This is a genomic window from Nostoc sp. XA010, from assembly GCF_020829625.1.
GTDB lineage: Bacteria > Cyanobacteriota > Cyanobacteriia > Cyanobacteriales > Nostocaceae > Nostoc.
On sequence record NZ_JAIVFX010000070.1, the window covers coordinates 1 to 12,455 of the forward strand.

Below are 12,455 nucleotides of genomic sequence, written 5' to 3' on the forward strand. Positions count from 1 at the left end.
CAATTAAATTTTTCGAGAGTGCCTTCAGGTACAAGCAACCTTTTTAGTTGTTTTTGTTCTCGTAGATTACACGCGAACAAATTATGATTTATTCCGTTATCTATTTTCCCTTAACCGAGCAGTATTGCAAGCCATCGCTCCCCTGGTAATGCCTGAGCAAGTGAGCGAACCAATAGCTCAGACATTGCCGCCGTGTAAAATTTTATTTAGTTAAATATCTGCATTAACTGATTGCTGCTGACGGGATCATATTGCGATCGCTACCTCTGCTACTTAACTAACCCCTCATCCACAACCGCAAATCCGATTGCGAAATTTCGCCAACAGTTTCTTAATGACAGTTTGCTCTCGCAGAATGATTATCCTAGCACTCGTGCAAGATAACTTCCTTGCAAAGCGAGGCTCATTCAATAATGAAGTTTTGTAATAATTTGAAGTTGCTGCGAAAATTATGATTTTTGAGTTGATAACACAGTAGAGGGAAAAACTTAAAAGGACGATTCGTCTAACACAAGGATCACAATGATTAAAAATTTCAGGAAGAAAACTACGCTCTAAAACTCTAACCTCGAATTTATTCATTTTCTCAGATAAATTGCAATCGGTTCTACTAACCAGGGCGAACGCACGGCATTTCTGAAACCCCTGCTGGATAAGGATCTTGACGAAAAAATAGGCTAAATTTAAAAACGTTGAAACCCTTGCTATTAAAGGATTCTTATACTTTAGATGCGTTTGCCCTGTTCTACTAACTGAACCGCTTTCCCAAATGCTAACTCTGTTTGTCCAGTAGGCAATTGTCTTTTATAAAGAAGGCAATGTGCAACTTAATATTCTGACCTAATTTCAATTCTTTTTTTCTTGCATAAGATAAGCTTTTACAGCACTTTTCTTCTTGCATAAGATAAGCTTTTACAGCACTTTGCAGGTAAATCAAGTACACCTCTCACAGCTCTCATGAATACATCGGGGAGGGTGCGTGAGTACCCGTGTGGGTTATTTTTGTACCTCATCAACTTGAATCTGCTGTAATTTCCCCCATTCTACATAAGGGTTAAGGGTTGATGGGGTAATTTTGAGTAAAAGTTGCGTACTGCATGAGTTTATCTGCCAGAGCAAAAGCATTGCCAAACAAAACCAATTTAACGCTCAAGGAGAAAAAACTAGTGAAACCTAAGTTTAGAAAGCGCACAGCGATCGCAGTTGGCTTTGTCGGGTCGGTGTTATGGGGAGCAACTTCCATTTTAGAAAATCAAAATGCTATTGCACAAGTTGCAGGGGGAATGTTTATAGTAAACGAACTGTCAAAGAAGTGCCTTGATGTAGCTGGAAATACTGGTTCTGGCGTAGTTAATGGTACGCAGTTGGTACTTAATGAATGCGAAATATCTGGATTTAATAGTTCTGGTGGAATTACAGATCAGAAATGGGAATTTATCCGTGGGGGATTCATCAGAAATAAATTATCCAACAAATGTATTGATGTCGTAGGAAAACCTGGCACAACTAATTTTTTGCTATTGCAACTTAATGAATGCGAAACATCTGGATTTAGTAGTCCTGGGGTAGCTACAGACCAAAGGTGGGAATACATTGGTGCAGGATTTCTCAGAAATGGATTATCCAACAGATGCATTGATGTAGGAGGAGATGCTGCCACAGCTAATAATAAGATATTGCAACTTTATGATTGTGAACTATCTGGATTTAGTCCTGGTTCTGGTAAACCCTCTGATCAGAGGTGGGGGTGGCAACCAAGCCCTTAAGAGATTAAGGGGTAAGGTGCAATGATTGTGGGAATCATAACTAATTATCCGAACATGATATTCATTATGAATAACAAATTAGTATGATTCCCCATGTCATTACATTGCGTTGCACTATTGTCTGCAACTGTTTAACTCTGCGCTGGGCTTTTCGCCAAAATCTACTTGACAACATATTTATTTCCCAAATTAATTGGAAGCAGATTTTGCAGAGCTACAAGTAACTGGTGACTGCTGCCAGTTTTTGTGGGGAGTGCCATTAGATGCGTTGGCTGTAAGTACTATCTCACCTTTAGTATTAGTTCCCCATCCAGTAGCTTCGATAATCGGTGCTGGTGTTGTGGGGATAGGGGGCTTTTCTTTAATAGTTTGCTGAGAGTTAATATCATTGCTTGGGCCCAGAGTTGCCCACTCTGGTCGAACTGTATTGCTACTAAAAGCTTCTCTGGGGTTAGGAGGTAAACCACCGCGTCCAGTGATGATAAAGCTGTTCTGAGCATAACCTGGACTGTAACAGCCCTGCGCTATCTGAGTGTCTACGGCTACCGTGGGTAGCTCAACTAAGCCACTGTTGGGGTCAACGTCAGGTGTGTTTAGTTCTACAGAACCACTAAACTCAGGGTTTGCTCCAGTAGCAGTAATGTCACTTGTTGTATCAGATGCCACGTCTCGGAACTGTATACCAAAGATACCTTGGGCATTAATTCGCACGTTTCCGCCACGAAAGTTTGTCGAGTTGGCGCTGATGTCGCTATTTTTAAAACCAATCAGGAAATCGGTGTCAATATTGATGTTGCCGCCGATGACGTTTTCTCCTGTTGCGTTGGTAAAAATGTTGCTATTGCGGCTCATTATCAGAATTTTTGAGTTAATGTTAATTGTCGCTTGCTCCCTATCCGGGTCAACTTTAGCACTTTGTGTGTTACCGCTAAGTAAGGCGTTGTTGTCTAAACGGATAGAGGAGGCATTTAATGTCATGTTGCCTGCGGTTCCTGTTCCCAAACTCTCCACAGTTATTGCAGCTTCATCTTGCACTAATAAAGTATTAGTTTTAATAGTCAAATCACCCGCATCCCCTGTTGATATGGACTGTGCGTCAGCAGCCAAACCACTGGCAACCAGACCATCAGCGCTTGTACCAATTATTTGCACATCTTGAGCATCAACACTCAAATTTCCTCCCTTGCCTGCACCAGCAGTACTAACACCTATCCGTGCCCCATCTCGCACTAACAAGGTATTAGTTTTAATAGTCAAATCACCGCCATCCCCTGTTGAGTTGGGCTGTGCGTCAGCGAATAAACTGCTAGAAATCCGATTATCGGCACTTATACCAATTATTTGCACGTTTTGGGCATCAACAGTCAAATTTCCTCCCTTGCCTACACCAAATGTAGCAGAACTCACCTGTGCCCCATCTCGCACTAACAAGGTATTAGTTTTAATAGCCAAATCGCCCGCATCCCCTGTTGAGTTGGGCTGTGCGTCAGCAAATAAATGGCTAGAAACCTGATTATCGGCACTTATACCAATTATTTGCACGTCTTGGGCATCAACAGTCAAATTTCCTCCCTTGCCTACACCAAATGTAGCAGAACTCACCTGTGCCCCATTTCGCACTAACAAGGTATTAGTTTTAATAGTCAAATTTCCCGCATCTCCTGTTGAATTGGGCTGTGCGTCAGCGAATAAATGACTAGCAACCTGATTATCGGCACTTGTACCAATGATTTGCACATCTTGGGCATCAACAGTCAAATTTCCTCCTTTGCCTGCACCAAATGTAGCAGCACTTACCTGTGCCCCATCTTGCACTAGTAAGGTATTAGTTTTAATAGCCAAATTTCCACCCTTGCCCGCACCAACTGTACTAGCATTCACCTGTGCCTTATCTTCCACTAATAGGGTATTAGTTCTAATAATTAAATCACCTGCATTCCCTGTTGAGCCTGGTCGTGCAGAAGCAAACAAACCGCTGGTAAACAGTCCATCAGCACTTGTACCAATAATTTGCACGTCTTGAGCATCAACGCTTAAATTTCCACCTTTGCCTACACCAAATGTATTAACATTTACCTGTGCTCCATCTTGGACTAATAAAGTATTAGTTTTAATAGTCAAATTACCTGCATCCCCTGTTGATTTGGGCTGTGCGTCAGCAAACAAACCACTGGAAAAGAGACCATCAGCAGTTGTACCAATAATTTGTACGTCTTGGGCATCAACGCTTAAATTTCCACCTTTGCCCGCACCAAATGTACTAGCACTTACACCTCCCCCATCTTTGAGCAGCAAAGTATTAGTTTTAATAGTCAAATCACCTCCATTCTCTGTTGAGCCTGGTTGTGCAGAAGCAAACAAGCCGCTACTTAAGTTACCATCAGCACTTGTACCAATGATTTGTACGTCTTGGGCATCAACGCTTAAATTTCCACCTTTGCCTGCACCAAATGTACTAGCACTTACAACTGCCCTATCTTTGACTAGCAAGGTATTAGTTTTAATAGTTAAATCACCTGCATTCCCTGTTGAGTTTCGCTCTGTGTTAGCAACCAATCGGCTACGAAACCGATTATTAGCACTTGTACCAATGATTTGTACATCTTGGGCATCAACAGTCAAATTTCCTCCCTTCCCCTCACCAAGTGTACTAGCACTTACACCTGCCCCATCTTTGACTAGCAAGGTATTAGTTTTAATAGTTAAATCACCTGCATTCCCTGTTGAGTTCCGCTCTGTGTTAGCAACCAATCGGCTGCTTAAGTTACCATCAGCACTTGTACCAATGATTTGTACATCTTGGGCATCAACAGTCAAATTTCCTCCCTTCCCCTCACCAAGTATACTAGTACTTACCTGTGCCCCATCTTGCACTAGTAAGGTATTAGTTTTAATAGTCAAATTACCCGCATCCCCTGTTGAGTCTGATTGTGTACCAGCAGCCAAACCACTGATAAACAGATCACCGAAAAACAGACCGTAAGCACTTGTACCAATGATTTGTACGTTTTGGGCATCAACGCTTAAATTTCCACCTTTGCCCGCACCAGAAGTACTAGCATTTACCTGTGCCCCATCTTTGACTAGCAAAGTATTAGTTTTAATAGTTAAATCACCTGCATTTCCTGTTGAGCCTGGTTGTGCAGAAGCAAACAAACCACTGGCACGTCGGCCACCAACACTTGTACCAATAATTTGCACGTCTTGAGCATCAACGATTAAATTTCCTCCTTTGCCTACACCAAATGTATTAACATTTACCTCTGCTCCATCTTGGACTAATAAAGTATTAGTTTTAATAGTTAAATTACCTGCATCCCCTGTTGAGTTTGGCTCTGTGGAGGCAAACAAGCCGCTGCTACGCCGACCATCAACACTTGTACCAATAATTTGCACATCTTGAGCATCAACGGTTAAATTTCCTCCTTTGCCTGCGCCAAGTAGTGTAGCAGTACTCACCTGTGCCCCATCTTTGAGTAGCAAAGTATTAGTTTTAATAGTCAAATCACCCGCGTTCCCTGTTGAGTATGACCTTGTGGAAGCAAACAAGCCACTGCTAGACTGGCTATCAACACTTGTACCAATGATTTGTACGTTTTGGGCATCAACGGTTAAATTTCCTCCCTTGCCCTCACCAAGTGTACTAGCACTTACACCTGCCCCATCTTTGAGTAGCAAAGTAGTAGTTTTAATAGTTAAATCACCTGCATTCCCTGTTGAGTTTCGCTCTGTGTTAGCAAACAAACCACTGCTTAAGTTACGATCAGTACTTGTACCAATGATTTGTACGTTTTGGGCATCAACGGTTAAATTTCCTCCCTTGCCCTCACCAAGTGTACTAGCACTTACACCTGCCCCATCTTTGACTAGCAAGGTATTAGTTTTAATAGTTAAATCACCTGCATTCCCTGTTGAGTTGGGCTGTACATCAGCAACCAATCCGCTGCGAAACCGATTATTAGCATTTATACCAATGATTTGTACGTCTTGGGCATCAACGGTTAAATTTCCTCCCTTGCCCTCACCATAAGTACTAGCATTCACTTGTGCCCCATCTTTGACTAGCAAGGTATTAGCATTAATATTGATGTTGCCTGCCTCTCCCCTTGCTCCTAATAACACCTGATTAGCAATATAACTGGTGTTATTAAGATTAATTAATCCTGTTGCATTAATCTCAACATTTCCTGCTTTACTATTTTCAGAACCCAGCCCAGTTTCTATGCCTGCAAACAGTCCACTTTCTCCTGTAATCTCTAAGTTTCGGGTATTAACTGCGATAGCACCACCATTACTAGCAGCCACAGATACAAAAGCATTATTACTTAGGTAAACATCACTTTTTTCTATACTATTAGGAAAACTCAAACTTAAATTATTGCCATACGAATTTAACTCAATAGTTCCTGCACCTTTTAACCCACCTAAATCAACTCGCCCACCAAAAGCATACAAACCTCCACCATCCATGTTGATATCGCCGCCTACCAATAGCAAACTCTTACCATCTGGTACGCGTAAACCACTTGCTATAAACTCAAAAGATGGATTAAAACCGGAGGGAGCAACTGAGTTATTTTGGATAGATGCAGTTTGAATTTGATTAAATAACAAGGCTGAAGGATTGATCGTTAACAGGGCTGGAGAACTCTCCGGATTGGAGGCGCTGAAAAAACCTTGATTCCCAAAAGAGATTGCCGACGCTGTACTTCCAACAAAGGAACCACCAATATTTAACTGAGCATTTTGACCAAAAATAATACCATTGGGATTAATTAGAAACAGATTAGCTGTACCCAACGTGCGAATTATCCCATCAATATTAGAAACTGAGCCACCTGTTACTCGACTAATAATATTTTGAATATCTAGAGCATTATTAAAAGAAGCAATGCCACCAGTATTCACAGAAAACTCACCAAAACTGTGAAACAAATTACCGCCAGCTTGAGTTCCTCCAGTAATGTTAAAGGTGTTACCCTCTCTTGTAACGCTAGAGTTATTAGGTAAAGTGCCATCTGGAGTAATTTGAGCGCTTGCATAATCAATGGTACAAAAGCTGGCACCGACAGCAATAGCCACTGAAGCACCCCAATGAGTAAAACCCAAACCTGACATTCCTTGCCTCCACTAATAGCAGCAAACTTTAGTTAAGCATAAATCAAGTTACTAGCTGTTAAATAGCGAGTAACTAGGCTACTAAGCTTTCACCTGAAAACTCCGGTTTTTCGCAACTACTTGAATAATTTACAAAACTTTACTTTACACAGTTCTCAAACTACTGCTCACGCTACCCGTCAACTCCCCATCCACACAAACGATACTCCACTGTGAGAACTTTGCCAGTAATTTCTTGATCACAATCTGCAAAGCTGGATCATCATTCCAGCATTCCTGCAAGAAATCAAACCCTGGATTCTGCCCTGAATTCGCCGCAACCTTGAGTTTCTGCATACGTTCCGGTCGCATATTTGACCGCGCAACTATCGCCTCATGCGACCATTTTTCAGGATTTGGCACAGACACGACAGAACAAGTACCTTCATTAACTGCTTTGATTTCTACATCCGTAAGTGAATTTTCAACCAACAACGAAGTGAGATTACCCTGTTCTACCTGCTCCTGAGTTTGATTAGCGATGGCTACGTCCGCCGCAGGCATCGCAGAATTTAGAGATTTTTCATTTTTAGCGACGGGCGCGGCGGAATCAGTGCCTTCATGACAGTTCCTCGGCTCAACACCACAATTCTGATTTTCAGCCAACAACGAAGCAGATTGACTCTGTGCATCATCTACAAGCGCCAGCGTCGTACAGTCCGTTACCGCAGGTAACTCTTCCTCCTTCTCTGACACGCCCTCGACAGACTGAGGCGACGCGACCCCCAAGGGAGCGTAGCTTGCCGCCGAAGGCATCGCCGCCTCCTCACAGTGCGAAATTTCGGTAAGCGTGTCAGAGACACAGTTAACGAACTCATCATTTGAGTTCGTTAACTGTTCTTGAGCAGTTCGTGAGGTTTCTTGAAATCCTTGCTCTGACTGACTTTGACTAGAGATAGACGCTTTATACAAAGCACCCATTTCTTTAGAGCCAGCATCTTTCTCTGAATCCCCAGCATTTGATTCTCGTTTTTTAGCATCTGGTTCTTGTTTTTCAGCATTGACTTTCTCCCAAAACTCCTTCATCCGACTACCATGCAAATTTTTCACCATCCAGCTAGCCGTTTCCCGGCCATCCTGAATCGACTTGTCGGGTTTGAAAATGAACAGACCACTGTCAGAGAGAATTTTCTTCGCAGAGATAAAAGTACTGTATCCCAAAGCTGAGGACAAAGGCATCCACCGGGAACCATAGGGGTCAGCCGTCCAGCATTCTTGCCACAATTGCGTAATTGATGGCTTTTGCTGCGAAGCCCAGAACATATCTTCTATGGGAATAATCACATGAAGCCTTTTATATGGTGGCTGTGCTTTTGTAGCAGCAGCCTTTTTGGGTCTTGTAATAGTTGTGGTCATTCTACAATTTCCTGTTTATGTTGACGCACGGAAATTTCCCCCACTGTGATGCGGGGCTTGGTACTTGTATTCGGTTGTCTAAAAATTTACTAGTACACTGGAAGCCTATTGAGGTTGCCAGAATCGCAACTCGTCTCGGGAATACCTATCAGCCTTTTTTGATTGCTCCTTCCAGCAATCCCAGGCAACCACCAGTTCCTCGCCCAAGTCCTGCACCACTTCACCCCTCTCGACATACAAAGTGCGGTAGGGGTCAGCATGGGCAACAATAGAGCCGATGCCAATTGTGTCTGGTTGAGAGGATGCTTTTTGGAGTGCGGTAATTAAATCTGTTTCCTGGGTAGTCAATTCTGCCCAGTAGTCTTGTTTGATTACCTCATACTCTTGCGCCACTGCCCAATAGTCCTGCCACGTACATCCAGGTTTTGACAGCACCCGCCGAATGTCACTAACCGCCTGGGGCAACATTTCCAACTGCTCGGCTCGGTAAGCGATCGCAGATGGTGTTGGTTCACTTCCCAAGATTATCGCCGCAGCTTCCAGGGCTTGGGTATTGTTCATGGCACTGGCGAGATTCTTCAAAGCCATCCCCATCAACCGTAAGCATTCCTGGGCATTTTCCTTGGGGGGTTCCTGGGCTAGCGATCGCAGATCAATCGTTTTCTCTAGAGCTTGTTTAACTTGTTTGTTCAAAGCTTTGGTCGCTTGCTGGGTCATGGTATTTCCCCACTGTTGCGTTCGCGCAGCGTCTCGTAGAGAAGGACGTTGTTCAACCGCGTTTTCCAAATCTTGAATCCGCTGCTGGAGTTGCTGATTCTCAATCTCCAGTTTTCTTAACCCCTCCATCTCATCCAATCGCTGCTGCAACTGAATATTTTGCTCTTTCTGCTGCTTGTACAGGTTTTGCAAGGATTGGATTTGTTCTTGTAGTTGTTCTTCTGCTTTGGCTGTGGCTTCTGACTGTAGCCCAATTCTCAATTCTTGGGAAAGTCGCTCTAGTTCCTGTTTATGGCGTTCTTCAATAGCAGCGATCGCTTCGGTGTACTCTTTTGGGTAAGTTCGCCCACTCGATTCAGACACAATTGCGTCATTTAAACCAGTCAAATCAGCATTGTTGATCAACAACCTCTCGCCATCAGCAAAAGTGACAATCTGCTGCCAGCGATTCGGTGCGTCTGCAACAATTGTTCCCTCTTCTCCATACCTTGGGTGTGACTGTTGTGAAACCGTGACTTTAGCAGATTGAGGAACCACTGGTTCTTGAATTTTAGGAACCATTGGTTCCTGAGTAGATTGCTTTTTGCGTGGAAGTTGAGGAACCACTTTTTTGGCGGCAGCCGCAAAGTCTGAAACACTTGGGTCAGGGTTATCTTTCAGAGCGATCGCTACAGCAGCTTTAAGCTTTTCCGGTTCCTTGACTAAGCGAAGTAACGGACGAGCCTGACGCTCATTTTTGATGTGTCCTCCCAACTCGCCAACTGTGTCTATGACCTTTTTGGCTCCTAGCAGTTGGTTGATTCGTCGGTATCCACCCCAGGCGTATAATTCACGCTGGCAGTATTCTTCAAAGTTTTTATAGCCAGCTTGCAGGTAAAGCTGTTGTTCCCGCATCTGGAGGATTTCATCTACCGCTTGCCACTCGAATCGGTCGATAGCGGTGAAGGTTTCCTGAATGCTGGTGTTAACAACACTGTAATCGAGTGCTGTTGTTTGTTCTCTATCTAGTGTCAGCATTTTTCTCTCCTGTTTTTATAGATAGGAGAGGTGCTAAAAAGCACATTTAGCTGATAAGAGATTTTTTCTTGTTCTGCCTCTATTTCAACAGGAAAAGCACTTTTGTATCTATACAGCAGAGGTATTTGGTGGTCAATGACGTAATTGACTACTGTGCATAGTTTAATAAAATTTGATATTCTTTGAGTGTCCATAGTCTTAACCGATGATCATTTGGGCATCCCCGCTCTAAGTTTTCCAGGCTGTTAGCGGGGATTAATTTTAAGTAATCACCAAGTAATGCTGAATGCTAAAGCAAAATTTGATAAGGCATTTTGCTATAACGCCAGCACACCAAGAAGTATGTCAACGCTAATAAGCATCTCCTGGTGAAAAGATACGCAAGATTTTTGTTACTTGAATTATAATGCATTGTATTCATTTATAATGCATTTTGGATTAATAAAAGTCAACCCGCCTTGTCAGTTGACGGAGGCGGGCTTCCTTTCATTATTTGCAAGACGAGATCGTGTTGTTGCCTGAGAGATTCATTTTCTTCTCTCAGGCTGCGAATTTTCCCTCCAATTCTTGCTCTAATTTACTCATCCGTTGCTCCACGAGTAAAAGCGTTTGACGCATCGTTTCTAAGCTGAGTACTTCATCATGCTTTTGAGGCTGTTCTGATGCCTCTAAAGCCCTTACCAACAGTTCATTAATTATTTGTGACGGTTTCTTGCCAGCTTCTCTAGCTAGGCTTTCTATTTTTGCCTTGATTTCGCTGCTAGTACGAAAACTTACCTGAGCATCAAGTTTCATAATCTCCATGTATTGTATTGCAGTGCATTTATTTGATCGAAGTATATCTCTACTTGAAAATATTGAAAACTTTTGTAATGCAAGTCTTGATTTTGCAGTGCAAATGCATTACACTATATTCATAAGACGAAATTAAAAAGCGACCGCCTCTAGTCTCGCAAACCGAGCGATCGCTTTTTGTCCAAATAATTGGAGATCCTCATTATGACCTATACAAAACATACACAGCAAGCAATTCCTAGTTCTCTTTGTGATGCACAAACCCTCGCCCAAGCAGAACTGTACACCCACCTCGAATCCCAAGCCGAAGCTGTAGCCCCAATCCAAGACCCCCTGACATCTCGTGACCGTCGCATCATTGGGGAAATTATCGAAGTCCAACCCGAATCAGTCCGTACCATCTGGATCGAAGGCGGGATTACCGTATGGGTGCAGTTAGTCGGTGGCGGACGACTAGCCTTCGACCGAGACTGGTTCGCTACAAGAGTGGCGCAAGTAAAAGCGACTCTACCAGAAACGCCACGGGAACGAAACGAACGATTAAGCAATGAACTGAAAAAAGCCTGCACTGTTTTTGGTCTGTACCACGGTGAAATTAACTGGCTCTCATTCAGCACCAAACTCTACCAAGACGGGCGTTTTGTCGGCTTCGTCGGGTGCAATCAAGAAGGTTGGTACGCCAGTGCGATTCGTTCAGTCGAAACCTGAATAAGGAGGATGACTGGCTTTGATTGAGTAACCCGTTGGGGTAGAGTTCACACTTTAATCCTCAATCAATGACAACTCACTATCCATGTAGGTGTGGAAATCTAGCCGAGCCATCAGCTAAGAAAGCTAGAAGATAAAAGGGAAAAAAAATTTAAAGCTATCCAGCTTGAATTATAACCCAATCCAAAATACACCAAGTCCTACTATCCCGGTGCGGGATTAAAAGCACACAAACCACCAATACAAATTGGTAGCCCCTACATCCCAGACTGATTATCAAAGGTGTAAAGCGGGGGTGAAAGCAGGAATAGGTGGCAATTGCTGAAAGCACCTACTGCAAGTAAGAGTCTATGGGTAGAAAAAGCAAAGTGTCGTCTGAACCATCGTTACCAATCCACCAAGGGATATAAGCTTGTAGACTTAGGTCTACCTCTTGGGTCGGAAATAGCCGACAAAGGTAGGGACTATCAGGATTTTGCGACCGTGATAGCGCACCACCCTAAACCTCGGTGGACAGACACGCCCTAAAGACTCAATTATGGATATTGGGAACGAAACAACCCTTCATGTTCTCCTGAAATTGGTAACAGGTAGGCATCAGCCATAAGACATGAAGGCGCAGGATGACTCAAGAAGCAAATGCCTAACCCGAATTAACGGGTAATGCCTTAAAAGGGATGGCGTAACTGCCGGGATAAGCTGACGTGAGCCGCAGTGTGGAAAAGCTAGAGGTAACAGTAGCAATGCAAAAGCCTAATTTGGATTTAGAACAACTGAATACCAAGGGATGGAAACATATTAATTGGTGTAAAGCTGAAACCCACATTCCGCACCCTAAACTGTCACAGAGAGAAATTACGGAGATAAAAAATCCAAATGAGCATAAAAACAAACATATTGAGTGAAAAAAGGCCTTTTAGAAACAGTAAATCACCAAAA

Annotated in this window: 6 protein-coding genes and 1 pseudogene; 2 read left to right on the forward strand and 5 right to left on the reverse strand. The window is 43.1% G+C overall.

The annotated features are described in order from the left end of the window. The first annotated feature begins 1,166 nt into the window (after positions 1–1,166). A complete protein-coding gene (locus LC608_RS34415; protein ID WP_229557844.1) occupies positions 1,167–1,766 on the forward strand; it encodes an RICIN domain-containing protein in 600 nt (199 codons plus the stop codon). Between the two features lie 189 nt (positions 1,767–1,955). Here LC608_RS34415 and LC608_RS34420 read toward each other — a convergent pair whose 3' ends face one another. The 4 genes from LC608_RS34420 to LC608_RS34435 all read right to left on the reverse strand — a co-directional run bounded on the left by LC608_RS34420 (position 1,956) and on the right by LC608_RS34435 (position 10,808). Beyond that, a complete protein-coding gene (locus LC608_RS34420) occupies positions 1,956–6,884 on the reverse strand; it encodes a filamentous hemagglutinin N-terminal domain-containing protein (RefSeq protein ID WP_229557845.1) in 4,929 nt (1,642 codons plus the stop codon). Between the two features lie 144 nt (positions 6,885–7,028). Then, complete coding sequence (locus LC608_RS34425; protein WP_229557846.1) at positions 7,029–8,279, reverse strand: hypothetical protein; 1,251 nt, start codon at positions 8,277–8,279, stop codon at positions 7,029–7,031. Between the two features lie 105 nt (positions 8,280–8,384). Further along, on the reverse strand, positions 8,385–10,013 hold the full coding sequence (locus tag LC608_RS34430) for a hypothetical protein (RefSeq protein ID WP_229557847.1): 1,629 nt from the start codon (positions 10,011–10,013) through the stop codon (positions 8,385–8,387). A gap of 540 nt (positions 10,014–10,553) precedes the next feature. Next, entirely contained in the window at positions 10,554–10,808 is a 255-nt protein-coding gene (locus LC608_RS34435) for a hypothetical protein (protein WP_229557848.1), read from the reverse strand. 204 nt (positions 10,809–11,012) lie between these two features. On the opposite strand from LC608_RS34435, the gene LC608_RS34440 reads away from it, so the two are divergent. Further along, entirely contained in the window at positions 11,013–11,516 is a 504-nt protein-coding gene (locus tag LC608_RS34440; RefSeq protein WP_229557849.1) for a hypothetical protein, read from the forward strand. An 842-nt stretch (positions 11,517–12,358) separates the two neighbouring features. Here LC608_RS34440 and LC608_RS34445 read toward each other — a convergent pair. Continuing rightward, positions 12,359–12,455 (reverse strand): annotated as a pseudogene (locus LC608_RS34445) (C4-dicarboxylate ABC transporter); the annotation flags it as partial.

Coding starts and splice junctions, on each gene's coding strand:
- LC608_RS34420 (WP_229557845.1), bottom strand. CDS start 6,884: ATGTCAGGTTTGGGTTTTACTCATTGGGGTGCTTCAGTGGCTATTGCT.
- LC608_RS34425 (WP_229557846.1), bottom strand. CDS start 8,279: ATGACCACAACTATTACAAGACCCAAAAAGGCTGCTGCTACAAAAGCA.
- LC608_RS34430 (WP_229557847.1), bottom strand. CDS start 10,013: ATGCTGACACTAGATAGAGAACAAACAACAGCACTCGATTACAGTGTT.
- LC608_RS34435 (WP_229557848.1), bottom strand. CDS start 10,808: ATGAAACTTGATGCTCAGGTAAGTTTTCGTACTAGCAGCGAAATCAAG.
- LC608_RS34440 (WP_229557849.1), top strand. CDS start 11,013: ATGACCTATACAAAACATACACAGCAAGCAATTCCTAGTTCTCTTTGT.